The organism is Microbacterium phyllosphaerae (assembly GCF_017876435.1).
Taxonomy (GTDB): domain Bacteria; phylum Actinomycetota; class Actinomycetes; order Actinomycetales; family Microbacteriaceae; genus Microbacterium; species Microbacterium phyllosphaerae.
In genome coordinates, this window is the sequence record NZ_JAGIOA010000001.1 from 1742366 (window position 1) to 1764070 (window position 21705).

The 21705-nt window shown below is 69.5% G+C and carries 19 protein-coding genes; 14 read left to right on the forward strand and 5 right to left on the reverse strand.

Annotated elements, in window-relative coordinates:
- Nucleotides 1-40: 40 nt before the first annotated feature.
- The 3 genes from JOF42_RS08055 (at nt 41) to JOF42_RS08065 (ending at nt 5353) form a co-directional block, all read left to right on the forward strand.
- Nucleotides 41-667: a gamma carbonic anhydrase family protein gene (locus tag JOF42_RS08055; RefSeq protein WP_210097392.1), complete on the forward strand. Its 627-nt coding sequence runs from the start codon at nt 41-43 to the stop codon at nt 665-667.
- Nucleotides 664-3768, forward strand: a complete 3105-nt coding sequence (locus tag JOF42_RS08060) for an aminotransferase (protein ID WP_210097393.1) — start codon at nt 664-666, stop codon at nt 3766-3768. The genes JOF42_RS08055 and JOF42_RS08060 overlap by 4 nt, the downstream gene beginning before the upstream one ends.
- A 157-nt stretch (nt 3769-3925) precedes the next feature.
- On the forward strand, nt 3926-5353 hold the full coding sequence (locus JOF42_RS08065) for an APC family permease (RefSeq protein WP_210097394.1): 1428 nt from the start codon (nt 3926-3928) through the stop codon (nt 5351-5353).
- A gap of 91 nt (nt 5354-5444) precedes the next feature.
- Here JOF42_RS08065 and gdhA read toward each other — a convergent pair whose 3' ends face one another.
- Both gdhA and JOF42_RS08075 read right to left on the reverse strand, forming a co-directional pair.
- Nucleotides 5445-6815, reverse strand: coding sequence for an NADP-specific glutamate dehydrogenase (gdhA, locus tag JOF42_RS08070; protein ID WP_210097395.1), 1371 nt, complete (start codon nt 6813-6815; stop codon nt 5445-5447).
- A 149-nt stretch (nt 6816-6964) separates the two neighbouring features.
- The gene (locus tag JOF42_RS08075) at nt 6965-9652 is read right to left on the reverse strand and encodes a phosphoenolpyruvate carboxylase (RefSeq protein WP_210097396.1); all 2688 of its coding nucleotides are present in this window, start codon (nt 9650-9652) and stop codon (nt 6965-6967) included.
- 88 nt (nt 9653-9740) lie between these two features.
- On the opposite strand from JOF42_RS08075, the gene nhaA reads away from it, so the two are divergent.
- From nhaA to JOF42_RS08095, 4 genes are all read left to right on the forward strand, one after another.
- Nucleotides 9741-10907, forward strand: a complete 1167-nt coding sequence (nhaA, locus tag JOF42_RS08080) for a Na+/H+ antiporter NhaA (protein WP_210097397.1) — start codon at nt 9741-9743, stop codon at nt 10905-10907.
- 67 nt (nt 10908-10974) lie between these two features.
- Nucleotides 10975-11586: a nucleoside triphosphate pyrophosphohydrolase gene (locus JOF42_RS08085; protein ID WP_210099127.1), complete on the forward strand. Its 612-nt coding sequence runs from the start codon at nt 10975-10977 to the stop codon at nt 11584-11586.
- A gap of 65 nt (nt 11587-11651) precedes the next feature.
- Nucleotides 11652-12902, forward strand: a complete 1251-nt coding sequence (locus JOF42_RS08090) for a histidine--tRNA ligase (RefSeq protein ID WP_245341071.1) — start codon at nt 11652-11654, stop codon at nt 12900-12902.
- Between the two features lie 60 nt (nt 12903-12962).
- Nucleotides 12963-13772, forward strand: coding sequence for an SGNH/GDSL hydrolase family protein (locus JOF42_RS08095; protein WP_210097399.1), 810 nt, complete (start codon nt 12963-12965; stop codon nt 13770-13772).
- Here JOF42_RS08095 and JOF42_RS08100 read toward each other — a convergent pair.
- Nucleotides 13744-14265 carry a VOC family protein gene (locus tag JOF42_RS08100; RefSeq protein WP_210097400.1) on the reverse strand — a complete coding sequence of 174 codons (522 nt, stop codon included), beginning with the start codon at nt 14263-14265 and terminating at the stop codon, nt 13744-13746. The two genes, JOF42_RS08095 and JOF42_RS08100, sit on opposite strands and share 29 nt — an antisense overlap.
- 84 nt (nt 14266-14349) lie before the next feature.
- On the opposite strand from JOF42_RS08100, the gene JOF42_RS08105 reads away from it, so the two are divergent.
- On the forward strand, nt 14350-14583 hold the full coding sequence (locus JOF42_RS08105) for a hypothetical protein (protein ID WP_210099269.1): 234 nt from the start codon (nt 14350-14352) through the stop codon (nt 14581-14583).
- A 2-nt stretch (nt 14584-14585) separates the two neighbouring features.
- A complete protein-coding gene (locus tag JOF42_RS08110) occupies nt 14586-15404 on the forward strand; it encodes an AraC family transcriptional regulator (RefSeq protein ID WP_210097401.1) in 819 nt (272 codons plus the stop codon).
- Here JOF42_RS08110 and JOF42_RS08115 read toward each other — a convergent pair whose 3' ends face one another.
- Nucleotides 15405-16631: an APC family permease gene (locus JOF42_RS08115; protein WP_210097402.1), complete on the reverse strand. Its 1227-nt coding sequence runs from the start codon at nt 16629-16631 to the stop codon at nt 15405-15407. It abuts the gene before it with no gap.
- A 52-nt stretch (nt 16632-16683) separates the two neighbouring features.
- Nucleotides 16684-17154: a PaaI family thioesterase gene (locus JOF42_RS08120; protein ID WP_210097403.1), complete on the reverse strand. Its 471-nt coding sequence runs from the start codon at nt 17152-17154 to the stop codon at nt 16684-16686.
- A 98-nt stretch (nt 17155-17252) separates the two neighbouring features.
- Between JOF42_RS08120 and JOF42_RS08125 the strand changes: the two genes are divergently transcribed.
- The 5 genes from JOF42_RS08125 to eno all read left to right on the forward strand — a co-directional run bounded on the left by JOF42_RS08125 (nt 17253) and on the right by eno (nt 21691).
- The gene (locus JOF42_RS08125) at nt 17253-17603 is read left to right on the forward strand and encodes a GntR family transcriptional regulator (protein ID WP_210097404.1); all 351 of its coding nucleotides are present in this window, start codon (nt 17253-17255) and stop codon (nt 17601-17603) included.
- Nucleotides 17600-18613: a DUF1648 domain-containing protein gene (locus JOF42_RS08130; protein ID WP_210097405.1), complete on the forward strand. Its 1014-nt coding sequence runs from the start codon at nt 17600-17602 to the stop codon at nt 18611-18613. The genes JOF42_RS08125 and JOF42_RS08130 overlap by 4 nt, the downstream gene beginning before the upstream one ends.
- A 55-nt stretch (nt 18614-18668) precedes the next feature.
- The gene (locus JOF42_RS08135) at nt 18669-19619 is read left to right on the forward strand and encodes a CPBP family intramembrane glutamic endopeptidase (RefSeq protein ID WP_210097406.1); all 951 of its coding nucleotides are present in this window, start codon (nt 18669-18671) and stop codon (nt 19617-19619) included.
- A gap of 31 nt (nt 19620-19650) precedes the next feature.
- Nucleotides 19651-20310 (forward strand): O-methyltransferase, encoded by a 660-nt coding sequence (locus tag JOF42_RS08140; protein WP_210097407.1) that lies wholly within the window; start codon nt 19651-19653, stop codon nt 20308-20310.
- Between the two features lie 100 nt (nt 20311-20410).
- Entirely contained in the window at nt 20411-21691 is a 1281-nt protein-coding gene (gene eno, locus JOF42_RS08145; RefSeq protein ID WP_210097408.1) for a phosphopyruvate hydratase, read from the forward strand.
- Nucleotides 21692-21705: the final 14 nt, after the last annotated feature.

Here is a 21705-nt window from a genome sequence, read left to right on the forward strand (position 1 = left end):
CGCCTTCTCGCCGTGCGCCTCGCAGCACTACGCTGGCGTCATGTTGTACGAGCACCTCGGGGCTCGGCCCCGGATCCATGACACCGCCGTCGTCGCTCCCACCGCCGTCATCTCCGGCGACGTCGAGATCGGCGCAGGCTGCCAAGTGCTGCACGGCGCCGTGATCACCGCGGAGGGCGGTCCGATCACGATCGGAGAGCACGTCATCGTGATGGAGAACGCGCTCATCCGCGCGACCGCCGCGAATGCCGTGCACATCGGCGCTCACACGCTCGTCGGCACCCTGGCGAGCATCGCCGGTGCGACGGTGGGCGAAGAGGTCTTCTTCGCCTCGGGCGCGCGCATCTTCAACGGCGCCCTGGTCGGCGACCGATGCGAGGTCAGGGTCAACGCGATCGTGCACCGACGCGCCGTGCTGCCGGCCGGCACGGTCGTGCCGATCGGATGGGTCGCGGTCGGCGACCCCGTGCAGCTGCTCTCGCCCGACCGCGAGGCGGAGATCTCGGCTGCCCAGCCCGAGCTCGACTTCCCCGGTCACGTCTTCGGCGTCGACCGCGACACCCCCGATCTGATGGTGCAGCTGACCGAGCGCTACGGCAGTTCTCTCGCGCGTCACGCCCACGACGTGCGTCTCGACGTCGACGGCCGTGTGGCGGGCCGCGGGTGAGTGCCGGCGCAGGGCTCGTCCGACCCGATGTGAGCGCGGCCGACGCGGCCGTGATCGCTCGGGAGCGCTACGGAATCGAGGCCGTCGCGAGCGAGCTCGGCAGCAATCAGGATCGCAACTTCGTGCTCGTCGAGCCCGATGGATCGCGCAGCGTTCTGCGCATCGACAACCCCGTGTTCGGCGATGACGCTCGGGACGCGCAGCATCAGGCGCTCGAGGCCTATCGCGCGGCCGGAGTGCCGGTTCCCGCCGTGCTGCCCGGTCTCGACGGCGCGCTCACACAGCGATGGCACGGATTCGCGGTGAGACGCAGCGAGTTCGCCGACGGTGAGGCCCTCGTCGATGCGGGATACCTCGCGCCGATCGTGCTCGCGGAGTTCGGGTCTCTCGCCGCGGCATCCGTGAACGCGCTCGCAGGCCTCGAGCATCCCGGCCTCGACCGCGAGCAGATGTGGGACATGCGCGTCGCCTTCGAGCAGATCACGATGCTGGCGCCGTCGGTGACAGACGCGGAGCTGCGCTCGCGTGTGCGCACGGCGTCGGATGTCGCGCAGAAGGCGATGGCGGTCGTGGCCGATCGGCTGCCGGTGCAGCCGATCCACGGCGATCTCACCGACGACAACGTCACCGGTCGGCGCGGCACTGACTCTCGACTGCATCCGCACGTCGTGCTCGATCTCGGCGATCTCGGCCTCGGCTGGCGGGTCGCCGAACTCGCGGTGTGTGTCTCGTCGATGCTCCACCACGAACCCGAGCGCCCTCTGCGCGTGCTCGACACCATCGCCGCGTTCCACGCGGATGCACCCCTCGGTCGCGATGAGGCGCTCGCCGTCTGGCCGCTGGTCGTGCTGCGATCGGCGCTCCTCGTCGCGAGCGGCTGGAGACAGCTCCAGATCGACGGCGACAACGAGTATGCGCGCGAGCGGATCGCGGGGGAGCAGGCCATCTTCGACGCCGCGACCGCTGTGCCGCTCGTCGAGGCGACGGAGCTGGTGCTCGACAGGCTGGGATTCGACGCCCCCGCCTTCGAGGTGCCGGTCGTCGAGGAGTCGGTCGTCGAGGTGCCAGTCGTGCCCGGGCCGGTCGTCACTGCGCCGGTGGTCGCCGCGCCGCGAGTCGAGACATCGGAGGCGGACGGATCAGAGGAGGAGACGCCCGAGCGCGAGGGGCCCGAGGAGGACGCACCGCCGCCCGACGGCGATCACCTGATCTCCCCACTCGCTCCGCTGCTGCCCGAGCTCGACGGTCGCGTCGTCGTGGCCGACCCCGGCGTGGAATCCGACGCACTGGATGCCGGCCGTTGGATGGCTCATGACGCCGAGGCGCAGCTCATCACCGCGGCTCACGCCCAGGGCGCACGCGCCGCCGTGATGCCATACGGCGTGTTCCGACTCACGCGCACCGAGGTCGACACCGCAGATGCCGCGGCGACCTGGCCGGTCGAGACCGAGGTGCACGTCGCTCCCGGGCCGTCGTCGCGCATGGTCGCGCCCGTCGAAGGCGACCTGAAGATCACCGACGGCAGTGTGCGCATCACGATCGACGGCGGGTGGGAACTCGATCTCCGCGGCCCGGACTTCGAGCCGACACGCAACGGCAGGGTCGAGAAGGGCGAGAGCATCGGCCGACTCGCGGCGTCGTTCGAGACCAGGACGCTGGTCGTCGGACTCCGCCGAGCGGATGCTCCGTCGCTGCCCGCCGACCCCACTGCCGCACACCTGGTCAGGCCGGATCGGGTCGACGCCTGGCGCCGCTTCACCGCCGACCCCGCCCCATTGCTGGGGCTTCCGGCGCTTGCGCAGCGCGACGATTCGCGCGACGAACTCCACCGTCGCGAACGGATCTTCGCTGAAGCCCAGGAGCGCTACTACGAGCATCCACCGCAGATCGAACGAGGCTGGCGGCATCACCTCGTCGACACCACGGGTCGCAGTCACATCGACATGGTGAACAACGTCGCGGGCCTCGGGCACGGCCATCCGAAGGTCGCCGAGGCGGCGAATCGGCAGCTCAAGACCCTCGCCACGAACTCGCGCTTCCTGTTCCGTGACCTCGCCGAATACAGCGAACGGCTGATCGCGTTGATGCCCGAGGGCAGCGGGCTCGACACCGTGCTGCTGGTGAACAGCGGCTCGGAGGCGGTGGATCTCGGCATCCGCCTGGCGCAGGCGGCGACCGCACGACGCACGGTGGTGGCGCTCCGCGAGGCCTATCACGGCTGGACCATGGCGAGCGATGCCGTCACGACGAGCGCGTACGACAACCCTCATGCGCTCGAGACGCGCCCCGACTGGGTGCATGTCGCCGACGTGCCCAACTCGCTCCGGGGCACCTACCGGGGCCCCGACACCGCCGACCGATACCTCGCCGACCTCGCCGCGGACCTCGATCGTCTCAACGCCGAGGGTCGCGACGTCGCGGCGTTCCTCTGTGAATCCGTGCTGGGCAACGCCGGCGGAGTTCTGCTGCCCGACGGATACCTGGCGGGCGCCTACGAGCTGGTGCGCGCACGCGGTGGTCTCTGCATCGCCGACGAGGTGCAGGTGGGCTTCGGGCGGATGGGCTCGAGCTTCTGGGGGTTCGAGCGCTCAGGCGTGGTGCCCGACATCGTCACGATCGCGAAGCCCATGGGCAACGGATTCCCGATCGGAGGCGTGATCACATCGAGGCGGATCGCCGACTCGCTGAGCGCCCAGGGTCAGTTCTTCTCCTCGGCCGGTGGCAGCACGCTGAGCTGCCGCGTCGGCCTCGCCGTGCTCGACGCCATGGTCGAGGACGACCTGCAGCGCAACGCGCTCGAGGTCGGCCGGCACCTGGCTGAGGCGCTTCGCGGGCTGGCGCTCCGGCATCCGCTCATCGGTCCCGTCCACGGCGAAGGACTTTATCTGGGTGTCGAGCTCGTGCGCGACCGCGACACCATGGAGCCGGCCGCTGCCGAGGCGGCGGCGATCTGCGAGCGACTGCGTGAGCTCGGCGTCATCGTGCTCACGACCTCCGAGCGGTCGAACGTGCTGAAGATCAAGCCGCCGCTGTGCCTGACGTTCGAGAGCGCCGATCACGTCGTCGCGATGCTGGATCGGGTGCTCTCCGAAGGCTGGTGATCTCGGGCCGTCTTCGAATCCCGCGTGGATTCGTCATGTTAAATGCGCATTTCGAATCAGATCAGCTCTTCCGCTGTCGAATATCTCGGGTACATACTGATGCTCAGCGCCGGACGACCCGAAGTCCGGCCCATGCGCTGTTCCCGAAGGAGTACACATGGCCACGAAGACGAAGCCGCTCGCGCAGGGTGGAGGAACCCTCAAGCGCAACCTCGGTCTCTGGGCGATCGTCGGGCTCGGACTCGGCTACATGACCCCGACCGTGGTGTTCGACACGTTCGGCATGGTGGCCCGCGACACCGACAACGTCGTCCCCGCCGCCTACCTCGTGGCGCTCGTGGTCATGGTCTTCACGGCCATCAGTTACGGCAAGATCTCCAGCGCCATCCCGAGCGCCGGATCCGCGTACACCTACGTCCGCGAATCGATCCATCCGAACCTCGGATTCATGGTCGGCTGGACCTCGCTCATCGACTACGTGCTGCTCCCGATGGTCAACTGCCTCATCATCCGCAGCTACCTCGAGGCGCTGTTCCCCGACATCCCCGGGTGGATCTGGGTCGTGCTGTACTGCATCCTCGTGACGAGCATCATCTACATGACCATGCGCGGCACCTCGAACATGAACATGATCCTGCTCGTGTTCTCCATCGTCGTGATGGTCGTCTTCGTGGTCATGGTCGTCGCCCAGCTGATGCGCGGAGAGGGCGCTGCCACGATCGCCTCCTCTGCGGCATTCATCCACGACGGCGCGACGATCGGAGCGGTGCTCACGGGAGCCACCATCGTCTGCTTCTCCTTCATCGGCTTCGACGCCGTCACGATGTACGCCGAAGAGGCGAAGGACCCGAAGATCATGCCGAAGGCGATCCTCCTCACCGTGCTCCTCGGTGGGGCGATCTTCCTGATCGCGGGATACGTGACGCAGCTGCGCTTCCCCGATTGGAACGAGTTCGCCCCCGGCGGCGACATGCAGTACGTCGAGGACTCCACGTTGCCCATCATCGGAAACCTCGTGGGTGGCAACGTGCTGATGGCGGTGCTGACGGCCGCCGGATTCTGCGCGACCCTCGCCTCGGGCCTCGCCTCGCACGCATCGGTCTCGCGCATGCTGCTGGTCATGGGTCGCAACAACGTGCTGCCCCAGAAGGCGTTCGGCTACATCAACCCGCGCACACACACGCCGACCTTCAACATCGTGCTGGTCGGCGCGATCTCACTGCTCGCGATCCCGTTCACGCTCGAACTGATCGCCGCGTGGATCAACTTCGGCGCGCTGATCGCCTTCACCTTCGTGAACATCTCGGTGATCGCGTGGTTCGCGATCCGCAAGGGACGGCGCCACACGCCTCGCGACATCTTCTCGTACATCGTGATGCCCGGGATCGGCATGCTGCTGACGGGGCTCCTGTGGGTCAACCTGCACGCTGACGCCCTCACCGGAGGCCTCATCTGGACGGTGATCGGGCTCGTCTACCTCGCCGTGATCACGAAGGGATTCCGCAAGAAAGTGGTCGCGTTCGACGAGAACCAGGCGGTCACGGGGTACAACAAGGTCGTGAAGGTGCCGGTCGACGAGAGCTGATCCCCGCACGCACAGAAGACGGATGCAGAAGAGCCGCCCACCCGAAAGGGAGGCGGCTCTTCTGTCGTCTCGGGACGCGGGCGACGACGGGTCAGATGACGCCCTGCGCGAGCATCGCACCCGCGACGCGCTCGAATCCGGCGATGTTCGCACCCGCCACATAGTCACCGGCGACGTCGTACCGCTCGGCGGCGTCGAAGGCGGCGCTGTGGATGTCGGCCATGATCTCGCGCAGCTTGTTCTCGCTGGCGTCGAAGCTCCAGCGCTGACGTGAGGCGTTCTGGCTCATCTCGAGGGCGGAGGTCGCCACGCCGCCGGCGTTCGCCGCCTTGCCCGGGGCGAACAGCACGCCGGCAGCCTGGAAAGCGTCGACGGCCGCAGGCACGCACGGCATGTTCGCGCCCTCCGAGACCGCCCGCACACCGTTCGCGATGAGCGCCTCGGCGGCAGCGAGGTCGAGCTCGTTCTGCGTGGCGGAGGGCACCGCGATGTCGACGGGAACCTCCCAGACGCTGCCCCCTTCGACGAAGCGCGCACCGGGGCGGCGGTTGGCGTACTCGACGATGCGAGCGCGCTCGACCTCCTTGATCTGGCGGAGCAGGTCGACGTCGATGCCGGCGTCGTCGACGACGTAGCCGGACGAGTCGGACGCAGTGACGGCGGTCGCGCCGAGCTGCGTCGCCTTCTGGATCGCGTAGATCGCGACGTTGCCCGAGCCCGAGACGCCGACGCGCTTGCCCTCGAGTGAGTCGTTGTGGACTCCGAGCATCTCCTGCGCGAAGAACACGGCGCCGTAGCCCGTGGCCTCGGTGCGCACCTCGGCGCCACCCCACCCGGTGCCCTTGCCGGTGAACATGCCCGACTCGTGACGGTTGGTGATCTTGCGGTACTGGCCGAAGAGGTAGCCGATCTCGCGGCCACCCACACCGATGTCACCCGCGGGGACGTCGGTGTGCTCGCCCAGGTGGCGGTAGAGCTCGTTCATGAAGGACTGGCAGAAGCGCATGATCTCGGCGTCCGACCGGCCGTGCGGGTCGAAGTCGGATCCGCCCTTGCCGCCGCCGATTCCCTGTCCCGTGAGCGCGTTCTTGAAGATCTGCTCGAAGCCGAGGAACTTGATGATCGAGAGGTTCACCGATGGGTGGAATCGGAGGCCCCCCTTGTACGGGCCGAGCACCGAGGAGAACTGGATGCGGTAGCCGCGGTTGACCTGTAGTCGACCCGCGTCGTCGACCCAGGGGACGCGGAACAGGATCTGTCGCTCCGGCTCGACCAGACGCTCGAGGATGCCCCCGTCGACGAACTGCGGGTTCCGCGCGAGCACCGGGGCGATCGAGTTCAGCACCTCGTGCACGGCCTGCTGGAACTCGGGCTCGTGGGGGCTGCGGGCGAGGACCGTGTCGAAGACGGGCTGCACGGATTCGGCGAGCGGATGGAAGTCGGCGGAAGACGAAGAAGTCACGCGAGAGCTTTCTGAACGGGGGAAGAAGATGGTGCGTGCGATCGTGTCGCGTGAGAGGTCGCCGGATCGGGCAGAATCTTCACTCTAGCGGGCACGCCGAGGTGAGGACTCTCACACCGGAATGCAGTCGATCGCGACGACGGGGCGGGTCACCCGGTGTTCTGCAGGCCGGCGGCGACACCGCTGACGGACAGCAGCAGCAGTCGCTTCTGCTCGTCCTCCGCACCGGATCCCGTCGCCTCCGCAGGGTCACGCAGCGCGCGCAGGGCACGCAGCTGCAGCAGCGAGAGGGCATCGACGTAGGGCGTGCGGAGCTGCACGGCGCGCTGCAGGATCGGCTTGTTCTCGAGCAGCCCGACACCGCCGGTGAGGCGGATCACCCATTCGCGGGTGAGCGTCATCTCATCGAGCACCAGCTGGGCGAGATCGTCGCGATCGCCCAGGGCGAGGTACTGGCGAGCGATGCGCTCATCGGTCTTCGCGAGGCTCATCGCGACGTTGTCGATCATCGTGCGCAGCAGCGGCCACTCGCGATACGCCTCGATGAGACGCGCCTCGTCGCCGACGGCGGCCAGTGCGGTGCCGAGACCGAACCACCCGGCGAGGTTGATGCGCGCCTGCGTCCACGCGAACACCCACGGGATCGCGCGGAGGTCTTCGAGCGACTCGACCGACAGGCCTCGTCGTGCGGGGCGCGAGCCCAGCGCGAGCAGACCGATCTCCTCCATGGGCGTCACGGTCGCGAACCAGGGGGCGAAGCCCTCGGCCTTGACGAGCGAGAAGAAGCGCTCGCGCGAGGAGCGGTCCATCACCGAGGCGATGTCGGCGAACCGGGCGGCGGAGTCGCTCGTGTGCTTCTCGACGGTCGGCGACGACGCGAGCAGGGTCGCCGCGGCGACCTGGTCGATGTGACGCATCGCGATCGCCGGCTCGCCGTAGCGGGCGAAGATGACCTCGCCCTGCTCGGTGAGCTTGAAGCGACCGTCGACCGAGTGCGGCGGCTGCGCGAGGATCGCCGAGTTGGCGGGTCCGCCACCTCGGCCGAGGGCGCCGCCGCGGCCGTGGAACAGCGTCAGCTCGATGTCCGACTCCTGTGCCCACAGCGCGATCTTCTCCTGCGCCTCGTACAGAGCGAGGTTGGCGGCGACGGGGCCGACGTCCTTCGACGAGTCGGAGTATCCGAGCATGACCTCGAGCCGGTTGCCGGTGGCGGCCATCCGCTCCCGGAACTCGGGGAAGGTCACCGCCTCGGCGAGGATCTCGGGTGCGGCCTGCAGGTCGGCGAACGTCTCGAACAGCGGCACGACATCGAGCACGGGAGCGTCGTCGCCGAGTGCGTGCCGTGCGAGCGCGTACACGTTCGCGAGGTCGGAGGCGGCCTGCGTGAACGACACGACGTATCGGCCGGCGGCGCGGAGGCCGCGGTCGCGCTGGATCTCGGCGATCGCGCGGAAGACCTCGAGCACCTCCTCGGTCTGCGCGCTGATGGGCTCGCCGCTCGACAGCTCGGCGAGAGCCTTCGCGTGCACCTGCGAGTGCTGACGCACCTCGAGCTCGGTGAGGTGGAAGCCATACGTCTCCACCTGCCAGATCAGGTGCTGCACCCCGCCGAAGGCGTGGCGCTTCGCTCCGGCATCCGACAGAGACGCCTGCACGGCGCGCAGGTCGGCGAGGAGCTCTTCGGGGCGGCTGTACCGCTGCTCGTCTCCTCGACGGGTCGCGGCGACGCGGTGGGCGAGCGCGAGCAGCACCCGGCGGTGCGGCTCGCCGGGGGAGCGGGCACCCAGCTCTTCGGCGGCGCGCGGATCCGCGGCGGCGAATGCCTCCCAGATGGCCGAGACCGCCGCGCTCGCGGGGGTGTCCTCGGCGTCGAGGGTGAGGGTGCGGCCGATGCGCTCGAGCGCACGCTCGAGGCCGCGGAGCACGTGGTCCGAGGCGATCTGCGAGGCCTCGCGCGTCACGGATGCCGTGACGAACGGGTTTCCGTCGCGGTCGCCGCCGACCCAGGATCCGATGCGCACGAATGCGGGCACCACGGGGGGCGTCGAACCGGAGTCGTCACCGCGCAGCGCGTCGTCGATACGGCGGTAGACATGGGGGACCGTCGTGAACAGCGTCTCGTCGAACACGCCCATGACCGTGCGCACCTCGTCGGTCGGAGACGGCTTCTCGGCGCGCAGCGGCGCGGTGCGCCAGAGGGTGTCGATCTCCTCCAGCATCCGACGACGAGCGCGGTGCTCCTCGGAGCCCCCCTCGCTCGCCGCGTCGTGCTGGGTGAGCAGCTCGGACAGGCGGCGGATGCTCGACGACACGGCCCGGCGCCGGGCCTCGGTCGGGTGAGCGGTGAAGACCGGGTGGAAGCGCAGCCCCTCCAGGCGGCGGCGCGCCTCGTCATCGCCGACCTCGGTCTTCAGCCGGGCGTACGCCGTGGCGACCGTGTCGGCGGCATCCTCGCGGCCGGGCTGTCCGGCGCGCTCGCGCAGGACGCGCACGCGCTGGTGCTCCTCGGCGAGGTTGACGAGGTGGAAGTAGCACGTGAACGCACGAGCCACCTCGTCGGCGCGGGCGATGCTGAACGACTCGGCGATGGCGGCCGCACGCTCGAACGCGTCGGACGTCTCCTCGTCGTAGGCCTGGATGGTGGCGAGGCGCAGACGCTCGACGTCCTCGAAGAGATCGTCGCCGCCCGCCTCTCGCAGTACCTGGCCGAGGAGGGCGCCGAGCATTCTCACATCGGAGCGCATCGCGTCGGGAATGCCGCGGCCCGCTTCGAAACGGCCGATGATGCGGATGGCCGAGGTGTCGGTGGGCTCGGGGAAGGCGTGTTCGGGGGTCACCGTTCGAGAGTATCCCGGCTCGGGGTGGTGCTCTGAACTCATGACGATGAGAGACAGCGGCGATGCCCCGCGAACTACCATGGAGGCGATGCGTATCTCCGCGAACCCCCTCCGCAGCCAGCAGTTCCCGGCTGTCCTCCTTCTCGTCGCGGCCGGGCTCGGTCTCCTCCTGGCGAATCTCCCCACCCATGACGCGCTCGCCGCTGTCCTCGACTTCCACATCGCGGTGCCGGGCACGTCGCTCGATCTCTCGATCGAGCACTGGGTGTCGGACGGTCTGCTCGCGGTGTTCTTCCTCGTCGTGGCGATCGAACTCCGCCACGAACTGACGCACGGAGAGCTCGACTCCCCGCGCAAGGCCGTGCAGCCTGCGATCGCCGCCGCGGGTGGTGTGCTGGTGCCGATCGCGGTCTACCTGCTCATCGCGGGCGACTCGGCGACGGCGACCGGCTGGCCGATCCCCACCGCGACCGACATCGCCTTCGCACTCGGCGTGCTCGCGGTCTTCGGGCGTGGGCTGCCGCCGACCGTGCGCGTGTTCCTCCTGGCGCTGGCGATCCTCGACGACATCATCGGCATCATCTTCATCGCGGTCCTGTTCGCTCATGACGTGCAGTGGCTGCTGCTGGCGCTCGCCGTGGTCGCGGTCGCGGTGTTCTGGCTGCTCAGTCGGCTGCTCCATGCCAAGGGCCATGCGGCCATCGCCGTCGCGATGGTCGTCGTCGGCCTCCTCGCCTGGGGACTCGTCGCCGCATCCGGCATCCACGCGACGATCGCCGGCGTGATGCTCGGACTCGTGATGTCGCCGGTTCCCGCGGCGCGCACCCGACACGCCCTCGAACCCACCGTCAACGGCGTGATCCTGCCCGTCTTCGCCTTCGTCGCGGCTTTCGTCGTGATCCCCGATCTCGCGCTCTCCGAGCTCTCGCCGGCGTTCTGGGGGATCGTGGTCGCACTCCCTGTCGGCAAGATCCTCGGCATCTCGCTGTTCGGGTGGCTGGCGATGCGCATCCGTCCCCGTGGCGCCGCTCCTGCGCTGCCGTTCGGAGACATCCTGGCCGCCGGTGCTCTGGGCGGAATCGGGTTCACGGTCTCGCTGCTCCTGGCGAACCTCGCCTTCGCGTCCGATGCCGGCATCCGCGATCAGGCGATCCTCGGCGTGCTCGTCGGGTCGCTGCTGGCGCTCGTGCTCTCCGCCGTGATCGTGTCGCTTCGCGCACGCTCGTACCGTCGGCTGAACGCCGCGACATCCTGACCGCGTTCGAGGAGGAACAGTGACCGAAGAGCAGGATCGCGACCCGCTGCGGGCGGCGGCCGAGACCATGCGCGAGGTGCGCGAACGGTGCGTCTGGTCGCAGCAGATCACCCACCGCGACCTCGTGCCGTACCTGATCGAGGAGTCGCACGAGGTCATCGACGCCGTCGAGAGCGGCACGCGAGCCGACCTGCGTGAAGAGCTCGGCGACCTGCTCTGGCAGGTGCTGTTCCATGCGGCCATCGCCGCACAGGACCCCGACGACCCGTTCGACATCGACGACGTCGCCGACACCCTGACCGAGAAGATGGTCCGCCGGCACCCCCACGTGTTCTCCGGGGAGGTCGCGACCACCCCCGATGAGGTGCTCGTGCACTGGAACGCCGCGAAGGCGGCGGAGAAGCGCGCGAGGCGGAGTGTTCTCGACGGCGTTCCTCGAGGGATGCCTGCACTCGCACTCGCGCAGAAGATCGTCGGACGAGCCGCAGGGGCAGGCGTGGAGGTCGCGGGCCCGTCCGGCGGCACCGCGACCGCACCTGAGACAGAGGCGGAGCTCGGCGACGCTCTGCTCGAGCTCGTCGCGGTCGCTCGCGCCGAGGGGTGGGACGCCGAGCGCGCGCTCCGCGAGCGGCTCCGAGGACTCGAAGCCGACGTGCGCGACGCCGAATCCGGAGCCTGACGCCACAGGCCGCCCCGCCGACCTGGAAAGATGGAGGCGTGGCTACTGTGAACCCGCCGCGCGGCATGCGCGACATCCTCCCCGCCGACAAGGCCCGCCGTGAGCGCGTCCTCTCCGTCATCCGCGATCGCTACCGGTCGCACGGATTCGACGAGATCGAGACGCCCGCACTCGAGGAGTACTCGCGCCTGCACGCCGGCATCGGCGGCGACAACGAGAAGCTCGCCTACAACGTGCTGCGCCGGGGGCTCGACGCCGACGCGATCCGCCAGGCCGCCGACGACCAGGGCGCCCTGGCCGACCTCGGGCTCCGCTACGACCTCACCGTTCCGCTCGCGCGCTTCTACGCGAGCAACCGCGGGCAGCTGCCCGGTGTCTTCCGGGCCATCCAGATCGGCCCGGTGTGGCGTGCCGAGCGTCCGCAGAAGGGCCGCTACCGCCAGTTCGTGCAGTGCGACATCGACATCATCGGCGATGACTCGTCGAGGGCAGAGGCCGAGCTCATGGTCGCCTCGCTCGACGCCGTCGACGCGCTCGGTCTCGAGGGGGCGAGCGTGCGCATCAACGACCGGCGCGCGCTCGACTGGATGCTCGACAGCTTCGGCTTCGTCGCTGACGAGCGCCCCGGCGTGCTGATCACGATCGACAAGCTCGACAAGATCGGGCCCGAGGGGGTGGCCGCGGAGCTGCGCGAACGCGGCGCCGCTGCCTCCGCCGTCGACGCCTTCGAGTCGTTCCTGCGTCGCCCGCAGACGATGGAGTACAACCCGTTCGGTGAACGGCAGATCCGCAAGGCGCTGCCCGATGACGCACCCGACGAGATCGTCGGACACCTCGTCGGCATCGGCGAGGCCGTGGCGGCCGGTCGTGGCGCGACGGACATCCCGCTCGTCTTCGATCCGTTCCTCGTGCGCGGCATGGGCTACTACACCGGCACGATCTTCGAGCTCGCGCACCCTTCGGTGTCGTACTCGCTGGGCGGCGGAGGTCGCTACGACGGCATGATCGGGCGATTCCTCGGCCAGCAGGTGCCGGCTGTCGGGTTCTCCCTCGGCTTCGAGCGCCTGGTCGACCTCGTGACGGCGGGAGTGGACGCAGGCGAGCGGGCGGTCGTGCTCATCCACGACGCCGACGTTCCGGTGGTCGAGCTCGTGACCCACAAGGCCGCACTCGTGGCATCCGGTGCCAGGGTGCGGTTGGAGCGACGCACGAAGAACGTCAAGGCGCTGCTCGAGCGCTCGGCCGCCGACGGGTACACGGAGTTCGCAATGGTCTCGGCCGGTGCCGCGCAGCTGGAGCTCAAGCCCCTGTCCTGAGGCCCCGGCTCGCCGGGTGCCGTTCACGCGGCGTTCACGCCGGTCCGGTCGAATCGGCACATGAGACGACAGCATCTCGTCGCCTTCGCAGGGGTCGGTGTCGCCGCGATGGCGGTGGCAGCCGGCATGCGATCCGTCCTCTCGCATCAGGCGGCCATCGCTCGCCGACGCATCGGCAAGCCGCTCGGCGAGCACTCACTCGACAGCGACCGACTGTGGCGTCCGTCGCTCGGCGGTGATCCGATCGAGCTGCTCGTGCTCGGCGATTCGCTCGCGGCGGGTCTCGGCGCCGAGCGGCGCAAGCAGACTCTCGGCGGTCGCCTCGCCAAGGGCCTCGCCCGACGGCTGGGGCGGCCCGTCCATCTGCGCACCGCAGCGATCGTCGGCTCGGAGTCACCGGACCTCCCGGCCCAGCTCACAGACCTTCCCGAGGACTACGCGCCGCACGTGGCCGTGATCGTGGTGGGCGGCAACGACGTCACTCACCGGATCGCGGTCGCGGTCTCGACGCAGCACCTGCGCGATGCGATCCTGTGTCTGCGCCGTCGCGGCACCGAGGTCGTGGTCGGAACCTGCCCCGATCTCGGCGCGCTGCGGCCCGTGCCGCAGCCGCTGCGCCGCCTGGTGTCCAGCATGTCGCGTCGGCTCGCCGAGGCGCAGACCGAGACGGCGCTGGCCGCGGGGGCACACCCCGTCGATCTCCGTCGTGCCGTCGGGCCGATGTTCTTCGACGATCCGGATGCGATGTTCAGCATGGATCGCTTCCATCCGAGTCCTCTGGGCTACCGACGTACGGCCGAGGCGCTGCTTCCGACCGTCTGCCTCGCCGCGGAGGCCGCGCTCAGCTCGCGTCTTCAGGCGCAGCGCTGAACGACGCGGCCCATTCGGCCACCCGTCGCGCGCTCTCCTCGTCCGACAGGTCTTCGACGCGGGTCATCACCGACCACCGGACGCCGAAGGGATCCCGGATGCTTGCGAATCGGTCTCCCGACACGAATGCCGACGGAGCCTCCCGCACCGTCGCCCCGGCGGCGACGGCCCGTTCGACGACGGCATCGACGTCGGGCACGTACAGACCCATCGAGTAGCAGTCGTCATCGCCCGAGGGTGCGGGAACAAGGTGATACTCGGGACTCGGCTCGCCCAGCTGCAGGCGTCCGAGACCGAAGTCGAGGTCGGCGTGGGCGACGACGCCTCCGAACTCCGTGACGTCGACGACGCGGGCACCGAAGACGTCGCGATAGAAGTCGATCGCCTCGCGCGCCCCGGGGATCGCGAGGAACGGGGTGAGAGAGGTCGCGCTGTGCGGTCGTCCGTCTGTGGTGTGTGCGCCGGTCGCGCCGGTCGTGTTCTCGGTGGTCATGTCGCCACGGTACGGATAGACCCGCATCGTGCGCTTGAACATTCGCGACAACCTCGCCACGGGTCTCGTCGTAGGGTCGAGGGCATGGATGTCGATTACCTCGGGCCCACCGTGTCCGCGATGTGGCTGACGGTCGCGATCCTCGCCGGAGGATTCGCGCGTACCCGGAACCGATCCGCATTGGTGTGGTTCGTGCTCACGGTCTTCCTGGGCCCGATCGCGGCGTTCCTGCTCGTGGTGTGGCCTCCGGCTGATCCGATCGCCTCGCCGTCCTCGAGCGCCGTGGGTTCTTCGCCGGATCGCCCGAACGGCGAGTGAGCGTGCGCCAGACGCGCGGGGTGCTGTACCCGGCACGACTGCCGGAATTCCATCGTCTGCCGCCCGCGGCGAACGCGCGGGATCTCGTCGTCTGGTTCTGGATCCCGGAGTGGGACATCGAGCCCGGCAGATCGTCGAGGCAGGACGTCGTCGGCTACCCGGCGCTGAACCTCGTCGTCGAGCAGGGCGTCGTCACGCTGTCGGGTGCGACGACGCGCGCATCGCATCGTGACCTGAGCGGAACCGGGTGGGCGGTGGGCGCTCTGCTGCGGCCGGCCGCCGTCGCGGCGCTCACCGGTGACCCGGCGGCTCTCGTCGACGCCGAGCAGGTGATCGACGCCCCTGACCTGGTCGAGGCGGTCGATGCCTCAATGCGCACGGGCACGGGCACGGGCACGGGCACGGGGCATCGCGAACGCGCGGTCGCCGCGTTCTCGGACTGGCTCGTGCACCGGGTCGGGCTCGTCGACGATGCGGCGCACCATGCCAATGCGCTGGTCGACGTGCTCCTCGGCGACGACGCCGTCGACACCGTCGAGGAGGCCGCGACGCGGCTCGCGGTGTCGGTGCGCACCCTGCAACGGCTGGCTCACCGACACGTGGGCATCGCTCCGGCGGCGATGATCCGGCGGCGCCGGCTCCAGGAAGCGGCTGAGCGGCTCCGACTCGATCCCGGGGCCGATCTGTCCGAGCTGGCAGCCGAGCTGGGATACGCCGACCACGCACACCTCACGCGCGACTTCCGCAGCATCCTGGGCATCGCTCCACGCACGTATCGCGGGGGATCCGGCGAGGAGCCCGCAGCGACCCCGCACGCCTGATCAGCGCGTCAGTCGCAGTCGGACCACCCTGGAGAGCACCCCGATCAGCACGACGGCCGTTCCGACGATCGACGCCAGCACCGGCAGCGTGTTCACGAGCAGCAGGCAGCCGAGCGCCCCGACGACCTGCAGTGCGCGGGGGTGGCGACGCACGGCACCGTGCTGACGGAACGCCGCGGCGTTCGCGATCAGGTAGTACAGCAGGACTCCGAAGGACGAGAACCCGATCGCGTCGCGCAGATCGGCGACGAGCACGATCCCGACCACGATGACGGCGATGACGATCTCGGCGCGACGCGGCACCTGTCGACGGTCGTCGACCTTCGCGAGGAACGACGGAAGATCCTTCTCTCGCGCCATGGCCAGGGTCGTGCGTCCGATTCCCGTGAGCAGGGCGAGCAGCGCGCCCAGCGAGGCGGCGGCCGCCGTGATCCGGACGACCGGCGTCAACGCGGCCCACCCGGTCGATGCGAGCACGTCGGCGAGCGGCGCCGAGCTCGACACGGCCTCCCCGCCGAGCGTGACGACGACCGTGATCCCGATCAGCACGTACACGAACACCGCTCCGCCGAGCGCGAGCGCGATAGCGCGGGGGATCGTCCGAGCGGGGTCGACGACCTCTTCGCCCATGGTCGCGATCCGTGCGTATCCCGCGAACGCGAAGAAGAGAAGTCCGGCAGCCTGCAGCACCCCGTAGGCGGTCGCGTCGGGGAGGGGAGAGGGTGTCGACGCGGATGCCGAGCCGAGGCCGACCGCGACCACGACGGCGAGCCCGAGGAGCGAGCAGACCACGAGGACCCGGGTCACGAGAGCCGTCCGCGTGATCCCGAGGCAGTTGACGGTCACGAGGGCGACCACCGCCGCGATCGCGACGGGCCTCTGCCACCCGTCCGGAGCGGCGTATGCCGCGAAGGTCATGGCCATCGCCGCGCAGCTCGCGATCTTGCCGACCACGAAGCTCCAGCCCGCGACGAATCCCCACCACGGGCCGATCTCGGCGCGCGCGTACGCGTACGTACCGCCGGCGACCGGGTGCACGGCGGCGAGCTGAGCCGACGCGGTGGCGTTGCAGTACGCCACGATCGCGGCGATCACGAGAGCGATCAGGATGCCGCTGCCGGCGACTCCGATCGCCGGTCCCCAGACCGAGAACACTCCGGCGCCGATCATCGAGCCGAGTCCGATGGCTGTGGCATCGCCGAGTGTCAGGCGGCGGGCGAGGGGCATCCCGTCATCGTGCCACGGCGCGGTGAATTCACGGTGTACTCGTCGTCGCAGATCAGCCTCGTGCCGAGGTGACCCGCTTCTTCTCGCGGATGTAGACCTCGCGGCGCACCTTGGCGACCACATCGCCGTCACGGTCGGTGATCACCGTCTCGAACCATTCGAGCACCTTCGCGCCGCCGTGGGCGCGCTCACGTATCTGCGCTGCGCGTTCCCTGCTGACCTCGAACTCGGCGGTGAGGACGCCGCGGCCGGGCTTGAGGAACTCGATCTCGCCGCGGGTGTCCCACACCACGTGGTCGCGTCCGAGCTGGTGCATGACGAGCATGAAGAAGTAGGGATCCGTCATCGCCGACATCGAGCCGCCGAACGCGGTCTTGACGTAGTTGCGGGTGAAGACGTTGACATGCAGCTCGACGGTCGCGTGGGTCCAGTCCTCACTGAAGCGGCGGACGCGGATTCCGCTGAACAGGTTGGGAATCCACAGGCTCATGCCGAGGGCGAGGCGGCGGGGAGTGATGCGCATGAGGTCAGTGTGGACGACGTTGCGGGGGAGGCGAAGCTTGCTGGAGGGTTCCGACAGTTGTTATAGTTCTCCTATAACTAATAGAAATTGAGGACGCGATGCTGATTCGAATCGATGCCGACAGCGCTCGGCCGCTCTTCGATCAGGTCGCGACGTCCGTCCGTGCCGACATCCTGACAGGGCGGCTCGGACCCGGCGATCGGCTGCCGGCCGCGCGCGAGCTCGCGGACGCCCTCGAGATCAATCTGCACACTGTCCTCCGTGCCTACCAACAGCTCAGAGACGAGGGCCTGATCGACCTGCGCCGTGGCAGGGGAGCGGTGGTCGCGGCCTCCGCCGCGCCTCTCGCCGAGCTCTCGCACGACATCGCCGCGCTCGTCGCCCGCGCCGCCTCCCTCGGCGTCTCTCCCACGACCCTGGCCGCCCTCATCAAGGAGACCGACGTATGACCCCCGAGATCCGCAGAGCCCGCACCGCCTTCTGGTGGGTGGGGGTGATCCTCCCGCTGGCGCTGATCGCGCTCGCGACCATCGTGGTCCTCGCCTGGCTCCCCGACGTGCCGGAACCTGCCGCGATCCACTGGGGTCTCGACGGCGCCGACGGCTTCGGCCCTCGGTGGACGCCCCTCGCCCTGCTGATCGGGCTCGGCGGCGGCACCGTCCTGCTCTTCGCGCTCATCGCCCTGTTCTCGCATCGGCTCCCGCAGGAGGGAGCCGCCGCGTCGATCCCTCAGACCCAGTGGTCGGCGACGGCCCGGTTGCTCGGCGCCGTCAGCCTCGGGACCGCGGGCATGCTCGCGATGCTGGCCATCGTCTCGACCGCCGCCCAGCGCGGCCTCACGGATGCCGCGGATGCCGCGGACATCACGCCGTGGGTCCCCGTCCTCCTGCTCGTCATGCTCGGTCTCGCCGTCGCAGGCTGGTTCCTGCAGCCCTCGGTGCCGGTGTCGCCCGACTCGGCGGGTGCGGCGGCGACGCCGCTGCCCCTGGCCGATCACGAGCGTGCGGTGTGGATGAAGACCGTGACGGTGGCCACGACCGGCCAGGTGGTGCTCGGCATCGGCGTCTTCATCGTGGTCGCGATGAGTGTGCTCCTCCTCGCACAGGGCGTGGCCGCGGGCTGGATCACAGCGGGAGTCGCCCTCGTGCTCGTCGTGCTGGTCTCGACCAGCCTCACCTTCCGTGTCCGTGCGAGCGCCGCCGGTCTCCGAGTGCGCTCGGTGGCGGGGTGGCCGCGCGTCGAGATCCCGCAGGCTGAGATCGCGAGCGCTCGCGCGGTGCAGGTCGACCCGTTCGCCGAGTTCGGCGGCTGGGGGTATCGGTTCGGGATGGACGGTCGGCGCGGGATCGTGCTCCGCAAGGGGGATGCCCTCGAGGTCACCCGAACGAACGGGCGGGTGTTCGTCGTCACGGTCGACGACGCGGCCACCGCGGCATCCGTCCTCGCCGCTGCCACGTGACGTCGACCGTGCCCCAGCCCCCGTATCCCCAGCACACGAACAGGGAAGTACCGTCATGACCCGCACCCGCGTCGCCGCCATCATCGCCTTCACCGTGCTCGCGTGCGGGCTCGCCTGGCTCGTGTCCCTGCCGCTGTGGCTGGGCGACGGGCTCGCAGAACCGATCGTGGGGGTGTTGCTGCCCGTGATGATGCTCACGCCCGCACTGGCGGCGCTCGTCATCACGTTCACGATGCGCATCCCCGCGCCCGGTGAGCGCGTGCGCTTCCTCGGTCTGTGGCCGCTGCGACCGGCCAGGCGCGTGGTCTGGCTCGTGGTCGCCGGCTGGCTCGCGCCCCCGCTGCTCGTCGGTCTCAGCATCCTGATCGCCGCGGCGTTCGGGTTCATCCGGCTCGATCCCACGTTCGCGGGTTTCGCGGCCGAGGTCGCGAAACTCGTTCCCGAGGGGACTCCGATGCCGCCGATCGAGCTCCTCGTCTTCTCGCAGATCGCGATGATCCCGGTCGGTGCCCTCGTCAACAGCGTGGTCGCGTTCGGCGAGGAGCTCGGCTGGCGCGGATGGCTCGTGCCCGCGCTCCGGCCACTCGGCACCTGGCCGACACTGCTCATCAGCGGGGTCATCTGGGGGCTCTGGCACAGTCCGGTGATCCTTCTCGGCTACAACTTCGGCCGCACCGACATCACCGGTGTGCTCTTCATGATCGGCGGCTGCGTCGCGTGGGGCATCCTGCTGGGGTGGCTGCGTCTGCGCTCGGCGTCCATCTGGCCGGCGGTCCTCGCCCACGGGGCGCTGAACGCAGCGGGAGGACTCGTGATCCTCGTCGCCGCGTCGCAGCCCGACCTCGCGCTCGCCGGCCCGTTGGGTGTCGCCGGATGGATCGTGGCGGCCGTCGTGATCGTGATCCTCGCCCTCACAGGGCAGTTCCGTCACCAGCCCGAGCTCGCGGGCGCGCCGGGCCGGCTGCTGTCGGCCCCGCGCGGAGACCGGCATCCCGCGGCCCCTTGACGCCCCCGAGACCGCGCGGTTGGCTGAGGGCATGGATTCCACTCCCGCCGCCTGGTCCGACGCCGACGCCTACCTCGCCGACCTGCTCGTCGGCCACGACCTGGACCTCGAGGCGGCACTGGCGGCCCAGCGCGATGCAGGTCTGCCGGCGATCGAGGTGGCACCGGTCTCAGGCAAGCTGCTGAACCTGATCGCGCGCTTCAGCGGCGCTCGCCGGGTGCTCGAGATCGGGACTCTCGGTGGGTACTCGACGATCTGGCTCGCGCGTGCGGTCGGTCCGGAAGGTCGCGTCGTGACGGTCGAGGCCGAGGGGGACAATGCCGCCGTGGCGCGGGCGAGCATCGATGCGGCGGGAGTCGGCGATCGGGTGGACATCAGGATCGGCCGCGGTGCCGACGTGCTGCCGACCCTCGTCGGAGGCTTCGACCTGGTCTTCATCGACGCCGACAAGGAGTCGAACACGATCTACCTCGACTGGGCCGCGAGGCTCGGGCACCCCGGCACCGTGGTCGTCCTCGACAACATCGGTCGCGAGGGCGAGATCGTCCGCGAGGACTCCACCGATCCCAAGGTGATCGGTACCAGGGACGGTCTGCGGATGCTGGGGGAGGACCCCCGCTTCGACGCCACCGCACTGCAGACCGTGGGGGCGAAGGGGTGGGACGGCGTCGCTGTCGCCCTCGTGGTGTGACCCTCCGACGCGGGCCAGGGGCGTGATCGACGGGCGGGCTAGACTGGGGCGCGGATCGACGACGCTCCACACACCTTTTCTCTGAGCAAGGAGCACATCAGTGGCACTGATCGAGGCTGTAGGCGCACGCGAGATTCTCGACTCGCGCGGAAACCCGACCGTCGAGGTGGAGGTGCTCCTCGACGACGGCGTCGTCCAGAGGGCCGCCGTCCCGTCCGGTGCATCCACCGGCGCATTCGAGGCGTACGAGCTGCGTGACGGCGACAAGAGCCGTTACGGCGGAAAGGGCGTCCTCAAGGCCGTCGACGCGATCATCGACGAGCTCGGCCCGGCTCTCGAGGGCGTCGAGGCGAGCGAGCAGCGCATCGTCGACGAGATCCTGATCGAGACCGACGGCACCGAGAACAAGCAGCGCACCGGCGCGAACGCGATCCTCGGCGTCAGCCTGGCCGTCGCGAAGGCCGCGGCCGACTCGGCTGACCTGCCGCTGTTCCGCTACCTGGGCGGACCCAACGCGCACGTGCTGCCCGTCCCGCTGTTCAACGTCATCAACGGCGGCGAGCACGCAGACAACGGCATCGACATGCAGGAGTTCTTCCTCGCTCCGATCGGCGCCGAGACCTACTCCGAGGCGCTCCGCTGGGGCGTCGAGACCTACCACGTGCTGCGCGGCGAGCTGAAGGCTGCCGGCTACGCGACCGGCCTCGGTGACGAGGGCGGCTTCGCCCCCGACCTGCCCAGCAACCGCGAGGGACTCGACTTCCTCGTCAAGGCGATCGAGAAGGCCGGCTTCAAGCCGGGCACCGAGATCGCCCTCGGCCTCGACGTCGCAGCCACCGAGTTCTTCTCGGACGGCGTCTACCGCCTCGACAACAAGGACTGGAGCGGCCCCGAGCTGATCGAGTACTACCAGGGCCTCGTCAACGACTTCCCGATCGTCACGATCGAGGATGCGCTGGCCGAGGACGACTGGGACAACTGGAAGCTCCTCACCGACGCACTCGGCTCGAAGGTCCAGCTCGTCGGCGACGACCTGTTCGTCACGAACCCGACCCGCCTGGCCGACGGCATCAAGCGCGGCGTCGCCAACTCGCTGCTCGTCAAGGTCAACCAGATCGGAACGCTCACCGAGACGTTCGACGCGGTCAGCCTCGCGCAGCGCTCGGGCTACACGGCGATGCTCTCGCACCGCTCGGGCGAGACCGAGGACACCACGATCGCCGACCTCGTCGTCGCCACGAACGCGGGTCAGATCAAGGCGGGTGCGCCTGCTCGCAGCGAGCGCGTCGCCAAGTACAATCAGCTTCTGCGCATCGAAGAGGAACTGGGCGACGCGGCGGTCTTCGCCGGTCGCTCGGCGTTCCCGCGCTACCAGGGCTGACTGCAGCTGAGACA